Annotated in this window: 21 protein-coding genes and 1 pseudogene; 16 read left to right on the forward strand and 6 right to left on the reverse strand. The window is 69.1% G+C overall.

What is annotated here, in order from left to right; all coding sequences use genetic code 11:
* Positions 1-32: 32 nt before the first annotated feature.
* Positions 33-1541: a tyrosine-type recombinase/integrase gene (locus tag ACZ43N_RS12335; protein WP_468097006.1), complete on the reverse strand. Its 1509-nt coding sequence runs from the start codon at positions 1539-1541 to the stop codon at positions 33-35.
* Positions 1538-2377, reverse strand: a complete 840-nt coding sequence (locus ACZ43N_RS12340; protein WP_468097007.1) for a hypothetical protein — start codon at positions 2375-2377, stop codon at positions 1538-1540. The genes ACZ43N_RS12335 and ACZ43N_RS12340 overlap by 4 nt, the downstream gene beginning before the upstream one ends.
* Positions 2378-2470: 93 nt before the next feature.
* Between ACZ43N_RS12340 and ACZ43N_RS12345 the strand changes: the two genes are divergently transcribed.
* The 15 genes and pseudogenes from ACZ43N_RS12345 to ACZ43N_RS12415 all read left to right on the forward strand — a co-directional run bounded on the left by ACZ43N_RS12345 (position 2471) and on the right by ACZ43N_RS12415 (position 13253).
* A complete protein-coding gene (locus ACZ43N_RS12345) occupies positions 2471-2707 on the forward strand; it encodes a helix-turn-helix domain-containing protein (RefSeq protein WP_468097009.1) in 237 nt (78 codons plus the stop codon).
* Positions 2704-3051 carry a helix-turn-helix domain-containing protein gene (locus ACZ43N_RS12350; RefSeq protein WP_468097011.1) on the forward strand — a complete coding sequence of 116 codons (348 nt, stop codon included), beginning with the start codon at positions 2704-2706 and terminating at the stop codon, positions 3049-3051. The genes ACZ43N_RS12345 and ACZ43N_RS12350 overlap by 4 nt, the downstream gene beginning before the upstream one ends.
* A 128-nt stretch (positions 3052-3179) precedes the next feature.
* A complete protein-coding gene (locus ACZ43N_RS12355; RefSeq protein WP_468097012.1) occupies positions 3180-3368 on the forward strand; it encodes a hypothetical protein in 189 nt (62 codons plus the stop codon).
* Positions 3365-3646, forward strand: coding sequence for a hypothetical protein (locus ACZ43N_RS12360; protein ID WP_468097014.1), 282 nt, complete (start codon positions 3365-3367; stop codon positions 3644-3646). Before ACZ43N_RS12355 ends, ACZ43N_RS12360 begins: the two co-directional genes overlap by 4 nt.
* A 389-nt stretch (positions 3647-4035) precedes the next feature.
* Entirely contained in the window at positions 4036-5832 is a 1797-nt protein-coding gene (locus ACZ43N_RS12365) for a toprim domain-containing protein (RefSeq protein WP_468097015.1), read from the forward strand.
* A gap of 253 nt (positions 5833-6085) precedes the next feature.
* Positions 6086-6355: a DUF6253 family protein gene (locus ACZ43N_RS12370; protein WP_468097016.1), complete on the forward strand. Its 270-nt coding sequence runs from the start codon at positions 6086-6088 to the stop codon at positions 6353-6355.
* The gene (locus ACZ43N_RS12375; protein ID WP_468097017.1) at positions 6352-6570 is read left to right on the forward strand and encodes a hypothetical protein; all 219 of its coding nucleotides are present in this window, start codon (positions 6352-6354) and stop codon (positions 6568-6570) included. The genes ACZ43N_RS12370 and ACZ43N_RS12375 overlap by 4 nt, the downstream gene beginning before the upstream one ends.
* Before the next feature lie 45 nt (positions 6571-6615).
* Complete coding sequence (locus ACZ43N_RS12380; RefSeq protein ID WP_468097018.1) at positions 6616-7257, forward strand: hypothetical protein; 642 nt, start codon at positions 6616-6618, stop codon at positions 7255-7257.
* A gap of 112 nt (positions 7258-7369) precedes the next feature.
* Positions 7370-7471: pseudogene (locus ACZ43N_RS12385) on the forward strand (HGGxSTG domain-containing protein); the annotation flags it as partial.
* Positions 7472-7522: 51 nt separating this feature from the next.
* Positions 7523-7906 (forward strand): hypothetical protein, encoded by a 384-nt coding sequence (locus tag ACZ43N_RS12390; protein WP_468097095.1) that lies wholly within the window; start codon positions 7523-7525, stop codon positions 7904-7906.
* On the forward strand, positions 7906-8127 hold the full coding sequence (locus ACZ43N_RS12395; protein WP_468097019.1) for a hypothetical protein: 222 nt from the start codon (positions 7906-7908) through the stop codon (positions 8125-8127). The genes ACZ43N_RS12390 and ACZ43N_RS12395 overlap by 1 nt, the downstream gene beginning before the upstream one ends.
* A complete protein-coding gene (locus tag ACZ43N_RS12400) occupies positions 8124-8294 on the forward strand; it encodes a hypothetical protein (RefSeq protein ID WP_468097020.1) in 171 nt (56 codons plus the stop codon). The genes ACZ43N_RS12395 and ACZ43N_RS12400 overlap by 4 nt, the downstream gene beginning before the upstream one ends.
* A 205-nt stretch (positions 8295-8499) precedes the next feature.
* Positions 8500-9123 carry a hypothetical protein gene (locus ACZ43N_RS12405; RefSeq protein ID WP_468097021.1) on the forward strand — a complete coding sequence of 208 codons (624 nt, stop codon included), beginning with the start codon at positions 8500-8502 and terminating at the stop codon, positions 9121-9123.
* A gap of 319 nt (positions 9124-9442) precedes the next feature.
* A complete protein-coding gene (locus ACZ43N_RS12410; protein WP_468097023.1) occupies positions 9443-9697 on the forward strand; it encodes a hypothetical protein in 255 nt (84 codons plus the stop codon).
* Entirely contained in the window at positions 9687-13253 is a 3567-nt protein-coding gene (locus ACZ43N_RS12415; protein ID WP_468097025.1) for a phage tail protein, read from the forward strand. Before ACZ43N_RS12410 ends, ACZ43N_RS12415 begins: the two co-directional genes overlap by 11 nt.
* Positions 13254-13306: 53 nt before the next feature.
* Here the strand turns inward: ACZ43N_RS12415 and ACZ43N_RS12420 are convergent, their stop codons facing one another.
* Together ACZ43N_RS12420 and ACZ43N_RS12425 are read right to left on the reverse strand one after the other, a co-directional pair.
* Positions 13307-13879, reverse strand: a complete 573-nt coding sequence (locus ACZ43N_RS12420; protein WP_468097026.1) for a DUF4352 domain-containing protein — start codon at positions 13877-13879, stop codon at positions 13307-13309.
* 189 nt (positions 13880-14068) lie between these two features.
* Positions 14069-14329, reverse strand: coding sequence for a GntR family transcriptional regulator (locus ACZ43N_RS12425; protein WP_468097027.1), 261 nt, complete (start codon positions 14327-14329; stop codon positions 14069-14071).
* A gap of 160 nt (positions 14330-14489) precedes the next feature.
* On the opposite strand from ACZ43N_RS12425, the gene ACZ43N_RS12430 reads away from it, so the two are divergent.
* Positions 14490-14696, forward strand: coding sequence for a hypothetical protein (locus tag ACZ43N_RS12430; protein ID WP_468097028.1), 207 nt, complete (start codon positions 14490-14492; stop codon positions 14694-14696).
* Positions 14697-14984: 288 nt separating this feature from the next.
* Here ACZ43N_RS12430 and ACZ43N_RS12435 read toward each other — a convergent pair whose 3' ends face one another.
* Both ACZ43N_RS12435 and ACZ43N_RS12440 read right to left on the reverse strand, forming a co-directional pair.
* Positions 14985-15482 carry a hypothetical protein gene (locus tag ACZ43N_RS12435; RefSeq protein WP_468097029.1) on the reverse strand — a complete coding sequence of 166 codons (498 nt, stop codon included), beginning with the start codon at positions 15480-15482 and terminating at the stop codon, positions 14985-14987.
* Between the two features lie 177 nt (positions 15483-15659).
* Positions 15660-17747: an FtsK/SpoIIIE domain-containing protein gene (locus tag ACZ43N_RS12440; RefSeq protein ID WP_468097030.1), complete on the reverse strand. Its 2088-nt coding sequence runs from the start codon at positions 17745-17747 to the stop codon at positions 15660-15662.
* Positions 17748-17754: the final 7 nt, after the last annotated feature.

A 17754-nucleotide genomic window follows, 5' to 3' on the forward strand; every position in this document is an offset into this window, starting at 1 on the left:
CTGGGCTCCCTGAGTTGTGTTCAGGGGCACTTTCAGCCCCCTGATGGCACAGTGATGGCACCAACCGCAGAAAGGCGGTTCTGGCGCGGGATGAACGCCGAGATCCGGCGCGTGGCGTCCTCGGCCATCTCCTCCGCGACGACGGCATAGACGTCCTTGGTGAAGGCAGTCGACGCGTGGCCGAGCACCTCACTGACGAACTTGTCCGACACCCCTGCGGCGAGCAGCATCGTGGCCGCGCCATGCCGCAAGTCGTGGAAGCGAATGGGTGGCAGCGTCAGCCGTAGCGCCACCTCGACCGCGGCCTCGGTCGTCCGGTACTTCCGAGCGATCCGCTCGACCGACCAACCCTCCCTGCCCTTGGCGCGGATGTTGGCGTGCCGCTCCAGCAGGATCTTGAACCGGCTCGACAGATACTCCGCCTTGAGCGCAGCGCCGTTCTCGTACGAGAACACGCGGCCGGCGTCCTCGTACGCCTCGCCCCACGCCAGCCGCTCCTCCAGCTTCCGCTTGTGCCACGCCTTCAGGACGCGGACGGTCTCGTCGTCGAGGGGGATCTGCCGGTATCCGGCGTCGGTCTTGGTGTCGTCGAGGTCGTCGTCGGCCTGCGCCTGGAGGACGTGCAGCCGCTTCCGTTCGAGGCTGAGGTCTTTCTCTTCGGCGCCGACCAGCTCGCCGCGGCGCGGCCCGTAGTACGCGTCCAGGTGGAACGCCGGATACAGCCGCTCGCCGGACGCCTCAGCGAAGTCCAGGAAGTTCCCGGTCTGATCGGCCGTCCACACCATCACCCTCGCGGGAACGACGCCGTTCTTCTCCCACGCCTCGACCCGCTCGGCGGTCCACAGCAGGGGGCGGGCGCGGCCCTGCTTACGCTTCCCGCCCTTGGAGCGCCAGACCCCGTCAGCCGGATTGTCCGGGCGGATCTTCGACAGCTTCACCGCGTCCGTCATCGCGCCGTGCAGGACGGCGTGCACCCGGCGGATACGGGACTCACCGATCGGCCGGGAATGCAGGCGCCGGCCGTCGCGGGTGGCGCGGGCATCCTTCAACCGGCGGAGGATCTCCGACCGGTCGCCCTGCTCCTCGGGCCGGTTGAGCTTGCGCATCGCGGCGTACAGCTCGCGGAAGTGCTCGTCGGTGAGGTCGACGACCTTGATGTGACCGAGGCCCGGCCGGCCGTACAGGTCGATGGCTTCACGTTCGGCGTCCAGCGTCGACTTCTTCAGGCCCTCGCCCGTCTCGGCCTCCGACACGCGCCAGGCGTAGCGGCGCTCGAGGTACTCGCCGAACGTGGTCTTCCGCTCGTCGTGCGCCTTCGGGTTGGCGGCCGTGCCGAGGACCTTGCCCAGTTCGGCCTTGCACTCGCGCTCGGTGTCGAACGGTCCGATGCGTGGTTGCCGGCGCTTGCCCTCGGCGGACGGCGGAGCTTCGTACCGGGCGTACCAGGCGCCGTGTCCCTTCTTGCTGAGGTTCGGGCACTTCTTCCCGAGCAGCTTCTTCGTCTGCGGGTCGCGGCACGAGCAGGCCTTGTACGGCTTCACTCCGTCTCCTTCTCGTCGTCATCGCCGACACCCTCGGCGCGCGTCTCTTGCTCGGCCTGCTGCTGACGGTCGTATTCGAGGGCCGCGCGGTTGCTCTCGTGCTGCCGGTCCTTGGTGAACCAGGCGCGAGAGGCGGCCTGGGCGCGGTCCTTGGGCATGTCCTCAAGGCCTGCGGCCAACTGGGCGACGTTCTCCGGGGGTGAGTCGTACGCGTCGGAGAAGATCCGGCCGAACTCTTCGGGAGTCAGGTCCCGCAACCGCGGCCCCGGCTCGGCCCCGGCACGACCCTTGACGCTCGGCCCGAGCCACCCCGATTTTCGGGCGCGGGCAATCCACGAGCGGATCGTCTCGTCGGGGCGACCGAACTCTTGAGCGATGCGCTTGACCGCCCCGGCTGGCCGGCCGGGAGCAGTCTCAGCTAGGTAGGCGACGGCGACGCTGCGAAGCAACTCGTCACTGAGGGCGGCGCGGCCCCCGCTGCGGCTCGATCCTGTCTCCTGCGCAGTGGCCGGGAACTCAGGGCCGCCGTGGACGGCAAGCGCTACGTGTGCTCGGGCCACGTGCAGGATGTCAGTGATCTGGATACGGCGGAGCAGACTGCCCGTGATGCCGCTGCCACTCTGGTCCTTGGCCGTGAGCTCAAGGCGGGAGATCACCAATCCCTGAGCGACGCGCGATACGTCGCCGGTGGCCAGCCACTCATCCGTACTGGGGCGACATTCGAACGCGGCGACTACCTCCCCTTCGGCAGCGCTTTGGGCGCCGGGGCGTACGTCCGCGCGAATGTGAATCTCGTCCGGGTTGCCCGGCGGGGTGGGGGTATCGGGATTCGTCACCTGGCGAGCATGGCAAGAACGCAACGGTAGGTCAACACACCAGCCCGGCAGACCTGGTTGACCTCAAGTCCCCAGGTCTGCCAAGCTGGCCACATGACAGCCACAGCGCTACGCGTTCGTGCTCGTCTGCGCCTGCGCCAGGACCTCCCGTCCCCCGCGGAGCGACGAGCCATCCGTCAGGCGGCGGGCCTCTCCCAGGGAGAGCTCGCTGAGGCAATCGGTGTCACCCGGCAGGCCGTTAGCCACTGGGAGGCCGGCACCCGCACCCCGAAGGGCGCGATGCTCGACCGCTACGTGTCCGCCATCCGCGCCATGCGGGGCGCGGCGTGACCGCCGCGTGGACGCGCGAGGCGGTCGAGGCACTCGGCCCGGTCACAGACGTGCCGACGGTGGCGGCGATCCTCGGCGTCAACAAGGACACCGTGTACGCGGCCATACGGCGCGGCGAGTGGACCGTGACCCGAGTGCTCACCCTCGGCCGGAAGATCAAGATTCCGACGCGGGATCTGATCGCTCTTCTGTACGGCTTGGAGCCTGCTCCGCAGGTCAACCCGACTGTGCCATCACAGTGCCATCACGTCGAATCTCCGCAGGTCACAGCCAGCACACCGCATACCTCATGCGGTTGTACCCCTGCTGATTCGGCGGTGATCCGCCCCCTCCGGGGCGCATGAAGCGGCCGGTCGTCGGTGTCATCACCACCAGCGACCGGCCTCGACGCCGAACCCATCCAACGACGAACCCCGGGCCATCGCTCGCCAGCAATCCCGGGGTCACGTCCACACAGAAAGGCACCACGCCTGTGGACAGCTTCGCATACCAGCCCCCGCGGAAGAAGCGCGGCGGCCCGCACCACGGCTACCGCCCCCGCAGCGCCAGGATGCGGCACGGCTCCCGAAAGTCCGCCGCGCAGCTGCGCGCCCTGACCGCGCCTGACCGCGGCAAGGTGCGCGCCGAGCTGCACGCGCTCCGCCTGCTGAGGGCCGTGTGACTGGCCGCCCCGCGCTCGGAACCCTGGTCGCCTCAGCGGCCGGGGACTCCGACATGCACGAACGCGAGCGGCTGCTCGCGCAGTACCAACGCGAACGCGCACGGCGAGTGCTTGTCCTCGACAGCATCCGTGCCCATCTCGACGAGCAGCCCTCCCCGCGGGCCGTCCGCAGCTGCGCCCGCAACTGGATCGCCGACCTGCTCGCCCTCGCCGAGAAGGTCGCGAAGAGCAAGGCCGAGGACACCATCAACATCGACAACTTCGGCGGTGCAGCGTGACGACCATCGCTTACACCGCCATCGACAGACTCCGTGACGTCCTGCGCGACCTCGGTGAGCCGACCCGCATGGACCGCAGCGACAGCTTCCGCACCCGTGGGCTATGCCACGACGGCGACAGCCCCGACACCGTGTCCGTGCGGCGCGGCGACGGCAAGGTCGACATCCACTGCCACAAGTGCGACGGCGACGACCAGTACCTGACCGCGATCGGATGGACTGTGGCAGATCTGTACGACGAGCCGCGCGAGCGCGGACAGGGTCCGTCCACGGCGCCGCCCCGTCCGCGACCGAAGCCTTCCCCGCCGAAGACCCCACGGGCCCGGACGAAGGCGAAGAGGCCTCTTCGCGGCGAGACTGCCAGCTACCCGTACTGCGACGAGAACGGCGTGCTCCTGTTCGAGGTCGTACGGATCGAGATCCCCGGCCAGCACAAGGACTTCAGGCAGATCAGCGCGGACGGCTACTACGGCACGTCTGGTATCCGCCGAGTCCTCTACCGGCTGCCGGACGTCGTCAAGGCCGCGCGGGCTGGCGAGCTCGTCACCGTCGTCGAGGGCGAGAAGGACGTCGAGACCCTCGCCGCCATGGGTATCACCGCCACCACCATGCCCGGCGGAAGCGGCATGGGATGGGCAGACGAGTACACCGAGTCGCTGAAGGGCGCGGCCGAGGTGATCGTGGTCGCCGACCGCGACCCGAAGGGCCGCGAGCACGCGGAGAAGGTTGCCGATTCCCTGGAGCGGCACGGGTTCGCCTACCGCGTCCTGGAGTCCGACCGCGCGAAGGACGTGACCGATCACTTCGCGGCCGGCGGAACCCTTGACGACCTGGTCCCCGTGGACGCTCCTTCCGGGTGTGCGGACGATCAGCCGGAGATCCCGCCGACCCAGCTTCCGCTGGAGTTCTGGGACTCCCGAGAGTCCTTGAAGAGCATCCGACGCCTGGCCCACTCGAAGCTGCTGCCCGCGGACACGACACTCGGCGCGATCATGGCCCGCGTGTCGGGTGCCATCCCCCACACGTTCACTGCGGAGAGCCCCATGGGGCGTGCGTCCCTGAACCTTCCGGTTGCGATGGTCGGCGGACCGTCCGCCGGGAAAAGCCAGTCCGCCCGGGCCGCGCGAGAGGCGTTCCGAACGCCGGATCGCCTACAGGAGCGTGACGCGCTTCCGATCGGTTCTGGTGAAGGTCTCACTGAGATCTTCATGGGCACAGTCGAAGAACCCACCGGCGAGATCCACCAGAAGGGGCCCCACAAGGGTGACCCCGTAATGGTGGCGATCCGCAGGCAGATCCATCACAACGCATTCGTCTACGTCGACGAGGGCAAGTCCATCGGCGACATCGAGGAGCGCGGCGGGTCCACCCTTGGCGAGACGATCCGCCGGGCCGCCATGGGTGAGGCGCTTGGGCAGACGAACGCCACACAGGAACGGAAGCGGTACGTGGCGCCCATGTCGTACGCAATGGGTGTCCTCGTCGGGCTTCAGCCGTCGATCGCCACGACCCTGTTGAAGGACGCCGGCACGGGCACGCCGCAGCGTTTCCTGTGGCTGTGGGCGCGTGACGTGACGATCTCCGATGCGGTGGTTGAGCATCCGGGCACGATCACTGTTCCTGCCCTTGACGCGTCCCACGACGACAGTCCGGTGACGCTGCGGGTTCCGGATGAGGTCGCGGCAGAGATGCGGCAGAGGCGGCTGCGCGCGATCCGTACAGGCGGTATCGACGACGACGAACTGAACGGCCACGAGCCCGTCATGAAGATGAAGTTCGCGGCGCTCCTCGCAATCCTCGACGGTCGATTCCACATGACGCTGGAGGACTGGCGTCTCGCCGAGATGTTGTGGGCGACGTCGTGCGCGGTCCGGGACGACCTGGTCGGCTTGGCGCAACGGGAGGCTGCCGCCGCGCGTAAGGCTGCCGAAGACGCGGAGGTCGAGCTTGCCACCCGCAAGGGTGACGCTCTGGACGCGGCTGCAATGAAGCGGGAGGCCCGCTTGCGGAAGGTCCTCGACCACCTTGCAAGCGCCGGGGGCCGGATGAGCCGGACCGACCTGGTTCAGAAGTTCCACTCTCGATACCGGGGTGAGCTTCCAAGCGTGATCGAACGGGGCGTCGCCAAGGGGGTGTTGCGAACCGTCGAGGAGGACGGTGACTGGTGGGTCCATGTAGCCACCTAGGTCCAGCCCTCTTGGGGTTCAGGACACCCAGGACACCTGTCCTGGCCCCCTTGCGTATCCCAGAAAGGCAGCCTCTTTACATGCTCCCTAAGTAAGAGAAAAGGGACATCAAATCTCTTTCGCGTGACGCGCGAGAGGGGGGACAGGACAGGTGTCCTGCCCTGTCCTACGCAGGTCAAGAGGTGTCCTGGGTGTCCTAGCCCCGAGAAGTGTCCTCAGAAGCAACCAGCACCACAGGCTGAACGGAGTCCTCATGGCAGACCTCATTCCCGCCCGCGGCTACGTCGCGGTCTTCACCGGCCTCGCGACCGACGGCCGTACCACCTACCACCAGCGCCCGCTGATCGCATGGACCGTCGGCGACGACGGCCAGCTCGTCGGGCAGTACCTCAACAGCAACGGCAAGACCGCCATCGCCAGCAACGTCCCCAACTTCCACCGGTACATGACTGAGGACGACTGGGCCCTCTTCCACATCAGCCAGCTCCCCATCGGGAAGCCGGCCGGATCGGAGGCGTCGTGACCGAGTCGACGAGCGCCGTGGAGCGCGCCGTGCAGGCCCGCATCCAGGCGCAGCGCATCAAGGTCCAGGCGGCGAAGGAGCGGAGGGCCAGCCTCGCCGAAGCCCGCCGAGCGGGTCTCGCCCACCGGCACGCCCGGAAGCTCCGCAACCTCGCCGAGGCCGAGCAGCGGCAGGACGACGAGCCCGTGTCTCCAATTGGAGACACCGACCACTGAGACTCCGGCCGTCGACCGGCGGCCGGCCAACCCGAAGGAGGACCGATGACCCACATCCCGCACCCTCGCCGAGTCCAGGTGACCGGCGACATGTTCCACCCCGTCATGCCCGACAACGCCCACTGGTCCGGACGTCGGCGCCCCCACCTGCCCGAGTCGCCCTTCGCGAACCCGCACCCCGTCGACAACGGCCGCAAGACCCCGTGCCCCGTCTGCGGGGTACGGCACACCCTCGCCGAATCCCTCAGCCTCTACCGCCAGCACCTCGACGAGAACCCCGACCTGGAATGCCTGGCCGCCGTCGTCGACGACGACACGCTGTTCGCCTGCCGCTGCCCGCTCGACCAGCCGTGCCACGTCGACGAGCTGCTGAACCGTGCGGACAAGGTCACGGTCATCGCGCTGGGCGACGGCCGCGACACCACGCACATCGTGCAGACCGTCCGCGTCCACACCGGGGAGTGCACCTACGGGCACGGAAGTTGCCGTAAGCCTGCGGTCATCGGCGTCCGCAACACCATCGACCAGCTGCGCCCGACCGAGGTCAGCACTCTTCGGGTTACGGCGTGCGCCGCCCACCAGGACAGCGTTCTCCGAGGGCGCGCCATGTGGGAGGCCAGCGCCCGCGAACTCCAGGACCCGGTGAAGCACGCCGAGTTCCTCGCCGAAGTCGGCGTGACCGCTTGACCCGCACACGAGAACGGCCGGCCCGCGGGAACCGGGCCGGCCACCCGGCCAGCATCCCAGAGAGGAGCACCCAATGACCGATTCCATGGGTCCACCGAGGCCCGACCCGTCCATGGGTCCACGGTGTTCCGCGCGCCGCAGTAACGGCGATCCGTGTCGGAACCGGCCGATGAAGGGCCAGGCGGTGTGTCGGAAGCATGGGGGTGCGTCGCCGCAGGCGAGGGCGGCTGCGGTGCGTCGGCAGGTGGAGGTGGAGGCCCGGGGCGTGCTGGCCGAGTTGGGTGTGGCGCCGGTTGAGGATCCGTTGGCGCAGCTGTTGCTGCTCGCGGGTGAGGTGTTGGCGTGGCAGCGGGCGACGGCTGCGTTGGTGAACGGGCTGGAGGACGGGATCCGGTATCGGGGTGCGAACGGGGCGGAGCAGCTGCGTGCCGAAGTCCAGCTTTACGAGCGGGCGATGGATCGGGCGGTGGCGGTGTTGTCGGCGATTGCGCGGTTGGGCATTGACGAGCGGCTGGTGGCGGTGACGGAGCGGCAGGCGGATGCTGTGGTGGGTGCGTTGAATGCTGCGTTGGAGGCGGCGGGGATTCATGGGGAGCAGGCGGAGACGGCGCGTAGGGCGGCGGCACGACACCTTCGGAGTGTGGAGTGATGGACGGGTTGAAGCGGGCGGCGGATTGGCTGGAGTTCGGGCGGCCGGGTGAGCGGAGTGCGGTGGTGGAGGCGGCGGAGTTCGGGGCGCTGCTGTGGGAGGCCGGCGGCCGGCGGGCTCGGGAGCGGCAGGACGGTGACGTGTACCGGCTGAGCCTGATCGGCGGGGACTCGGTGCTGGCGTACGAGATCGTCGGTGTTGAGGGTGGGTGTCTGAGGTGAGGGCGTTTGGGGTGGCGGCGGGCTGGCTGGAGGAGGGTCCGCCGGAGGCTCGTGCGTTGGGTGAGGAGATCAACGCGCTGCTCGATGTCCTCGACGAGGAGGAGCTGGCCGAGGTGGCGGCGGCGTTGGAGTCCGGGGAGTGGGAGGTGGGGTCGTGGTCGTGGTGATGGCGCAGTAGGCGCGGTGTTTGTGGAGGGTGGACATGCGGAGGCCCGGCCCCGGGGAGACCGGGGGCCGGGCCTTTTGCCGTGACCACAACCTCGAACGCACCCCCATTCTAGACCATTTGTGCAGGTAAAGCGGCTAGAATGTTTACAGCTATTCGGTTATGCCGTGACGTGAATAGCAGCCATCGAATGAGGGAGACGCATTGTGGTTACCCAACAGGAGATCGACGAGCAGGTGACTGCGGTCGAGGCGGCCGAGGTGAAGCTCGACCAGGCCGAGGCGCACCACGCGGACGCGGGTTCCGAGCGGGCGGTGCAGGAGCTGCGGATAGCTCGCGCGCAGGCGCACGCCGCACGGGACCGGCTTCGTCAGCTGCGTACCCGCTTCGCCTCAGAGCAGGCGGCGGCACGGGCGCGTGAGACGGCGGAGGCGGGGTTCCCGGCGAAGGAGCGGAAGGCGGTCGCGAAGCGGCTCGCTGAGGCCCGTGACGAGGCCGTGAGCGCGCTGGTGGAGGCGGAGCGGGCGGCGGCCCGGGTGCTTGCCGCTACGGGCGCGTACGAGGCTGTGGTGCGGTCGACGGCGGCGGAGCTGAAGGCGCGTGGTCTGTCGGCGGACGACGGGCAGGACATGGGGGGCACGGCGGGTGGTGTCGTGCACCTCGATGGTGAGGTGTGGCGGCCGGCGGATGCGGGTTCGCTGCTCGCGGCGGTGGTGCGGTCGACGGTGGCTGCACGGGATCCGCGGCATCCGGTGGCGCAGTGGCGGCAGGTGTCTGGGCTTGCGGATCAGGCGGCTCGTGAGGATCTGCTGAGGGCGGCCGAGCGGTGACCGCGCCCTACGCCGAGGCGTACGGGGCGGGCGGTCCGGACGATGACGGTGTCGGCGCCGCGATATGGCTGGCGTTCCAGCGTTGTGCGGCCGTCGAGGAGGCGGGGCAGGCTGCCCGCGACGGGGCGCCTGGCGGGGTCCTGGCGGCCCTTCTGGAGCCTCTGGGCCCTGCGGCGGGGAGGCGGGGCTGATGGGGCGGCGGAAGGCGGGCAAGCCTCGCAGGCCGCGCCCTGGTCAAGTCTTCATCCGTGACGAGCGGTGGGCCGCCTCACCGAATCCTCGGGTGGCGGCGGCTGGGTTCGCGGTGCACCTGCCCGGCGTGACCACGGCTGAGTACCGGCGGGTGAAGGAACTCGCGGACGCCGGTCAGATCCGTGATCCGCTGGTCGGGAAGTTCGTGCGCGCGTTCGCCCGGCTGGTCAACAGTCCGGCGGCCGATATGCCGTGGACGGTCGACGACTTCGGGGACTTCCTGCGGTGGCTCGGGTTCACTGACCCCGATGCGTGGACGGCGGTCGACGACGCCGAGCTGTACGCGCTGTTGCGCGGTGAGGGGGCGTCCGATGTCTGCTGACGCGGTAACGATCACTATCACTGCCAACAACGGGGACGCGATCCGCGCGTTCCGCGATACCCAGGGCCAGCTGCGGGACATGCGGGGCCGGTTCGTCGCCGAGGGCAACGCGATGTCCCGGTCGATGAGCCAGCTCGGGAGGTCGATCGGCGGCGTCAAGGGTGCGCTCATACCGTTGGCGACGGCCGCCGTCCCGATCATGGCGAAGATGGCCGTCACGGCGGGCGGCGTGGCGGTGAAGACCGCCGGTGCTGGTGTCGCCCTGGGTGCGTTCGGTGCCGCGCTGGCCGGGCAGGTCAGCAGCCTGAAGGAAGCCGGCGAAGCACAGAAGAAGTACAGCGACGCCGTCGCCCAGCACGGCCGCGGCAGCAAGCAGGCCGCGGAGGCGCAGCGTGCGGTGCAGGTCGAGCTCGCGTCCATGCCGCAGGCGACGGCTCGCGCCTCGGTGGCGCTCGGCACCCTGAAGGGTGTCTTCCGGGACTTCTCCGACTCGACGGCGAAGTTCACCATGGCCCCGGTCGAGAAGAGCTTCACCGTCCTCGGCCAGGTGATCCCGAAGCTCACCCCCATGGTCAAGGGCGCGTCGACGGAACTGGACCGGCTCGTCACCATCGCCGGGGGCGCGGTTGCTACGCCGGGCTTCGATGCCCTGTCGGAGCGGCTGGCGACGTTCGCGAACCGGTCGTTGAAGGAAGCCGTCGACGGGATCATTCACTTCTCCCGCGCCCTGTCCGAAGGACAGGCGTCCGGGCCGCTCCAGGTGTTCATGGACTTCGCGGCGAAGAACGGGCCCGCGGTGGAGGACACCCTCGCGAACGTCGGCGATGCGATCCTCACCGTGGCGCAGGGCGCAGCACAGGCCGGGCCGGGCATGCTCACCCTCGTCAACGCGGCAGCCGGGCTGGTGGCGTCGTTCCCGCCCGAGCTGGTCACCGTCATGCTCCAAACCGCCGTGGCGCTGAAGGCCGTGTCCCTGGCCGGTGCCGGTGCCGCAGCGATCGGCGGGATCCTGACGACGGCGCGGACGCAGATCGGCGCGCTGGGTGCGACGGCCACCGCGGCGGGCGGTGGCCTCGCCGGCCTGCGGGCCGCCTTCTTGAGTTTGGGTACAGCGGCGAAGGCGTCCGTCGTGGCGGCCGGTGTGATCGCAGTCGGCCTCGCCGTGAAGACCCTGTCCGACCTTGGGGAGGACGCCCCACCGAGCATCGACAAGATGACCGCCTCCGTGCGCGAGCTGGGCCGTACCGGCAAGGTCAGCGGTGAGGCGGCGCGGGTCTTCGGTGAGGACCTGGGTGAGCTGACGTCGGCGTTCGACACGTTCACCGACAACAAGTTCCTGACGTTCATGGACGACCTGTCGACCGGGTTCGGCCTGTTCGGCAAGGGCGAGTTGGAGGAGGACAAGGAGAAGATCGACGCGTTCGACGACTCCTTGGCCAACCTGGTCAAGTCGGGGAACGCGGACATCGCGAAGGCTGCGCTGAAGAAGCTAAGCGACGAGGCCGACAAGCAGGGCAAGAGTCTCGGCAACGTCAAGGAGCGTCTGGACGGCTACCACTCGGCGCTGGCCGACGCGAAGTTCGAGCGTGAGCTTGCCGCCGAGTCGATGGGCATTTTCGGCGAGGCGGCCCTGAAGACGTCGGCGAAACTCGAAGCGCAGAAGACCGCAGCCGACGGCCTCCGTGCCAGCATCCTCGCCCTGAACGAAGTCAATCGCAGCGCCCACGATGCACAGACCCAGTTCGAGCGGTCCCTTGATGACCTCACCGAGAGCTTCAAGGAGCACGGGAACACTCTCAACGAGGACACGAGGGCTGGCCAGGCGAACCGGGATGCGATGTCTGGGGCGGCGAAGGCGCACGACGAGCTGATCGCCTCCGGTGTCGCGGCCGGTGACTCGATCGCGTCGCTCTCGAAGGAGTCTGAGGGCCTGCGCGAGACGATGATGCGGCTCGCTACCGATGCGTTCGACGGGAACAAGAAGAAGGCGAAGGAGTACGTCAACGAACTCCTCGGTATCCCGAAGGACATCACGACCTTCATCAAGGCCGAGAAGGACGAGGCGATCACGGGCCTGGAGACGGTGCGTGCCGCGATCCGGGCTACGCCCGACAGTAAGTCTGTGAAGGTCGACACCCTCAATGCGGCGGCGATCGCCGCGCTGGAAGCGGTGGGCTACAAGACCGAGCAGCTTCCGGACGGGAAGACGAAGGTCACCACCGCCAACGGCCAGGCAATCGGCTCGATCGGCGCCGTGTCGACCGCGTTGAACAACCTCAACGGGAAGACGGCCTACACCTTCACCAAGCACACCGTCCGGTACATCACCGAGTACCAGAAGAAGTACCTGACGGGCAGGTCGCAGCACGACATCACTGGCGCGACGGGGGGCCTCTACACGGGCCGATCGTTCAAGCGCGGCTATGCCGACGGCGGCCTCGTGGAGGGACCGGGCACCGGCACCTCCGACGACGTGTTCGCCCCCTGGCTGTCCAACGGCGAGTTCGTCATGCGGGCCGCAGCCGTACAGAAGTACGGCGAGAAGTTCATGCAGATGCTGAACGCCGGCGTTGTCGAGACACCCCGGATGGCGAAGGGCGGCACCATCGGCAGGGCCGCCCGCAGTGCCGCGCGCGGGGCCCGCGACGAGATCCGGGACGCGACGTCCGGCAACACGGAGCGGAACCTGCTCAGGCTCATGGACTCGATCAGCCGCGGCCACATCAAGATGGCGTCCGCGCTGAAGCAGACCACTGCTGCGCTGGACAAGGCCAAGGACAAGCTCGGCGACCTCAGGTCGGCGGCGTCGCAACTGTCGGGCAGCGTCAAGGGCGGTGTCCTGTCCGCGTCGAACATCACCCGTGCGGCGGATGCGAGCGACGGCCAGGTCACCATCAACACCCTCATGTCGCAGATGATCGGCAGCCGCGACAAGGCGACCGCGTTCTCGAAGGCGTTGAAGGACCTGCGGAAGCGCGGCCTGTCCAAGACCCTGCTCAGGCAGGTCGCCGAGGCCGGCATCGAGGGCGGAGGGCTGGAAACAGCCGGGGCGATCCTGGGCGGCGGGTCGAGTGAGATCAAGACGCTGAACCGGCTTCAGTCACAGATCTCGGGGGCGGCCGGTTCGGCGGGGAAGACCACGGCGGACTACCTGTATGGGCCGCAGATCAAGTCTCAGGAGAAGCTCGTCAAGTCTCTCGACCGGCTCGCGGACGCGCTGAAGGTGAAGAAGAAGGCGGCGGGCGGTATCGGCGGCGGGCTGACGGTCGTCGGCGAGGAGGGGCCCGAGCTGGTCCGTCTGCCCTACGGGTCGTCGGTGTGGCCGGCCGGGCAGTCGAAGCAGATGGCGTGGGCGTCGATGCTGGACGCGCCTGCGGCTGCACCGCGTCGTGCGGCCGGGACCGGCAGGGCTGAGGTCCCGAAGGTCGTGCTGGAGATCCATGCGGGCAACAGCTCGCAGTACAGCGCATTCCTCTTGGAGGAACTGCGCAAGGCGATCCGCACCCGGGGTGGCGACGTTCAGGTAGTGCTCGGGGACTCGCGAAGATTCCTCTAGGGATGCGGAGCCCCCGGCCCGGCCTGTCACGGCCGCGCTCGGGGGCTCCCTGCTTACTTGCCGATCTGCCACTCCACCGAGTCGTCCACCCCGGACGGCGAATACAGCACGCGTTCGGCCCGGCCCTCCTTCGGCGCCTCAAACAGGATGTGCCCACGCACGCAGTCCCCGCCCTTGACCTTCGCCTCCAGCGGATAAAGCGGCCGAGGGAAGTCGCCGCCGCTGATGTGTGTCGCGTCCACCCGCGCCCCGTCCTCGTAGGCCAGTGACCACGCGAACGGGCTGACCGGGAACGTCTCGTCGCCCTTGTTGCACACCTTCACTTCCGCGGCGGCAAACTTGTGCCCTTCGGGCAGGGTCTCTGGGATCCCGACGATCCCGGTGTCTTTGTAGGTGAGCGCGACCGCCGAGAACACGAAGCCTTCCGAGGGTGCGCTGATGTTGGCGGTGTCCCCGAGCTTGAACGTGTCCTCGCTCGGGGACGGTGACGGGCTTGGTGTGCTGCTGGTGGTGGTGGCGGATGGGGTGTCGGTTGCCTTCGACACGGTGGGCTTGCTGGGGTCGTCCGAGCAGGCGGTGAGCGCGGCGAGGAGTAGTGCGGCAGCGGGCAGGGTGGTGTGGCGCATGGTCCCCCCAAGGACGTGCGTGGTGGAGACCCGCATCATCTGGCGTACGAGGGCCGTGTGGGGGGTGTGTGTCCGGGTTGTGACCCTGTCGTGTGACGGCCTGGCCGCTGGTCACCGCCAGGGGTCCGCACCAATGCGGACCCTTCCAGGCCTCGCCCGTACGGGGCGGGCCCTCGGCGACCAGGCCCGCTACTCCTCGACGGGTGCGGGCAGTGCGATCACGAAGACGCCCTTGCCCTGTACGCCCTGCACCAGGCCCTCGGCGGCCAACAGCTCCAGCGCGCTCTTGATGGTGCGCCGCGACACTGTTCCGCCCGTCTCTTCCTCCAGCTCGGACTGCGAGGGCAGGCGCCGGCCGACCGGGATTTCGCCGGACCGGATGCGTTCGCGCAGCACGTTCGCGAGCTGTACGTACAGCGGCGTCATGGCGTCCCGGTCGAGGTGGATCATGCTTCGACCGTAGGAGGACCACTGAGGCGGGCATAGATCTGCCTAGCCCGTCCGAGGACGTACCAAGACGTACCAAGTAGGTCTACGCTGCGGAGACGAGAAAGCCCCCGCGCCGTGTCACCGGCCGGGGGCGTGGACGACGCTTCGAGGGAGCACCGTCATGAGTGAGACTCGCACACCTACGCCCGCCGAGGACAGGCCCGCACCGGTCGCGTACGGCTGGTGCAGTTGGCATGAGGGGCACGCCGCCGGGCTCCGGCTGATCACCGCGCACGAGCAGGGTTCGGGCCCGGGTGGTGGGGCGTTCGCGTGCGGGCCGTGCCGGGAGCTGCACCACCTGGTGCCGTTCGCGGACCAGCAGCTGTGAGCGCGGGCGTGGTGCCGACGGTGTGGCGTCTGTCGCGGCGGGTGCGGGAGGGCACGCACTGTGTGTGGTGCTTCCTCCTGCTCGGCGAGGAGGCGGTGCCTGCGGGGGTGGCGCGCGGCTACTGGGGCGCCCACGACTTGAGCGTCAGGGTCTACGCACACCCCGAGTGCCTAAGCTCCCGGTCCGGCTGCTAGTCCACCCCCAGGCGGAGCAGCCGGGCCGGGCATACGAAAAGGGCCCCGTCCTCCCCATCGCGGGGAAGGCGGGGCCCTGTCGGCGTTCCTGGGGCTACTTGGGCAGCTGGTTGCGGGTGCTGGCCCACATGCCGCGGGTCTCGGTGGTGTACGTGCGGTGGTCCTGGTGGACGTCGCCGTTGTAGTGGTGGTGGTGCACGTCCGGGGCGGCCTGCTTCACCCCGCGGACCAGGCGGCTCAGCGCCAGGATGAGCGCCGCCGGTGCCCCGCAGATCATCCCGACCACCGCCGGGTCGGCGGTACCCGAGGCCCACAGGACGCCGGTCACGGCCGCGCCGAGCGGCAGGGAGGCGACGCCGGCGGACAGCATGAGCGCGCTGGCGTCGGTGGCCTTCTGGCTCATCGGGGGCCGTCCGGGCTGGGGGACCGGCAGAGCGGTGCCGATCGGGGGCACAGGCGTCTCGTCGCGGTACGACGTGGGGGTGCGCATGGCGTCCTCGACGGCGGCGAGGAACTGGCGGGCCTGGTCGTCGAGGGCTGGCTGCCCGGCCGCTCCGGCGGTGGGCTGCTGCGGGTCGGGCAGCTGGTTCATGACGGTCGTTCCCTCACTCACGGTAGCTATCAGGGTGGGGTGGGGTCTGACAGTCACAGAGGTGTCAGACCCGGTCTCAGGGGTGGAATCAGCTGACTCTTCTTTAGGCCCCGGCCCGGCCTGAGTCTCAGATTCAGGCCGGGCCCGTGACTCTCAATCGGTCACGGCGGGTGACTGCTATGCGGGCACCGGCTCCAGCGGGGAGTGGACGATGTCGTACTCGCCATACCGGTCGTGCCGCAGGTATCCCGCCTTCACGAGCCGCTTCAGCTCGCCCTGCAACCAGGCCGTCGAGCGGCCGGCCGCGACGGTGACCGTGCTCAGCTCAGCCGGGGCGAACGTCAGCTGGTTGCCCTCGACCCACTGGTGGATCTGCTCGGCGAGCAGCTGCCTGGCCTGCGGCGTGGGCATCTTGTCCCGATGCTCGAACTCCATCTCCACGTCGGTGTCCTCGGGCATGTCGTCGTCCAGGCCGAGGTGGGCGTAGGGGGCGTCCGGCTCCGGGTCGCCCGGGATCATCCCCATGACCTCGTCGTATGCGTCCTCGATCTCCATGGACATGGCCGCTTCCTCCTCGGTGGTGAGTTCGGCGACGGGGCCCGCCTCGGGGAGCTCCCGGCGGGGGCGGGCGATCGGCGGGAGTTCGCTGACGTCGGTGTTCATGCGGTTCGTGCCGCGGTGCTGGCGGTTTGCGTACACCAGGCCGAGCGCGTTGGCGGTGGTGTCGTCCAGCGGGTCGCGGTGCGGCGTACCGGCCGTGACCAGCGCGGACAGGTACTCCCGTTCGGTCAGGCCCGAGCGCCACTCCATCGTCCAGCGGTCCTCGGGGATGCCCATGCCGCCGGCGAACGCGTAGCCGGGGCGGGAGCTGCCCCAAGCCGGGATGGCGCCGGCGTCGGTGACGCTGTCGGGCATGCCGAACCCGGCGTCGGAGGCTTCGTCCACGCCGAAGCAGGCGAACGCCTGGAGGTTGGCGCGGACGTCGGTGGACACGTTCGTCCACGTCGCGCGCTGGAGGCTGATGACCAGCCAGATTCCCACCGAGCGGGCAGCGCGGGCGATGTTGTCCAGCTCCCCGAAGTCGGCCAGGTCTGCGGCCTCCTCGACCCACAGCACGACCGCGTTGAGCCGGGACCTCGGCTCCCACTGGTCCAGGCCCTCGTCGGCGAGGACGTCACCGCGGGCCTTGATGGCGGCGGGCAGCGCCTTGAGCAGCTGCTTCGCCTCCCGAGGTTCGCTGATGAACACGTCCAGGCCGTGCTTGATGTGGCCGACGGACTGCCGTCCCTTCGAGCAGTCGATGAGCATCACGGACACCTTGCGGCGGGTCATGAAGTGGGCGAGCAGCCCGCGGGCGAACTCCGACTTGCCCGCGCCCGTGACGCCCATGACCAGCAGATGCTGAAGGATCGGCGCGTCGAACGGGTTGATGATGAACTCGTCGCCGTCCGCGTACAGGCCGAGCGGGATCTGGTCGTTGGGCAGCATGCCTAGGCGGATGGGCGGGATGAACTGCACGCCGTCTTTGAGCAGGTCAGCGACGCGGATGGACATCTCCGCGCGGGCGGCGTTGTCCGGGTCGCCCTTCACGGTGGCGCCGGACGGGGGCACGTGCAGCGCCGTGGTCAGCTTTGGCATGGCTGCCTGGACGTCCTCCACGGTCTGCCCGGCGGCCAGCTCCACGGGGACCTTGACCATGCCCTTGCCGTTGCCCTTGGCTGCCTTGACCTTGAGTTTCTCCAGCCCGATCGCCTCGGCGATCTTCGCGAAGCCGCCCTTGTCCTCAACCTGCTCGGTCTCGTCGTGGGCGTTACGCATCAGCTGGCGCAGGTTCCACGACGCGGCGAACACCCCGCCACCGAGGAGCCAGGCGTCGACCATCGGGTGGCCGAACGGCCCGGCGGCGGTCGCGCAGGTCAGCCATCCCATACCGGCCGCGACCGAGGCAGTGGCCTGGACGCGGCGGAACTTGCGGAACTTGTTGTTGCCGCCCGCCGCATGCCAGGTCACCGCGCTGAGGACAACGGCCCCGATACCGAGGGCGCCGGACGCCAGGCCGGCCTCCAGGGCGGTGTCGCCCCACATCTGGTTCGTGGCGAACCCGGCGAGCGGGGGCAGGGTGTAGGCGCCGGCCCACGGTGCGGCGTACGGTGCGGCCTTGCCCGCCAGGTGGCTGGCGATCTGGCCGACGATGCCCTTGCCCACGGTGAGCGGAACCAGGGCCGTGTTGAGCTGCTGCTTCGTGCCGTTGGTGGTGGTCGTCACGCGGGCC

The organism is Streptomyces sp. NPDC030814 (assembly GCF_055572155.1).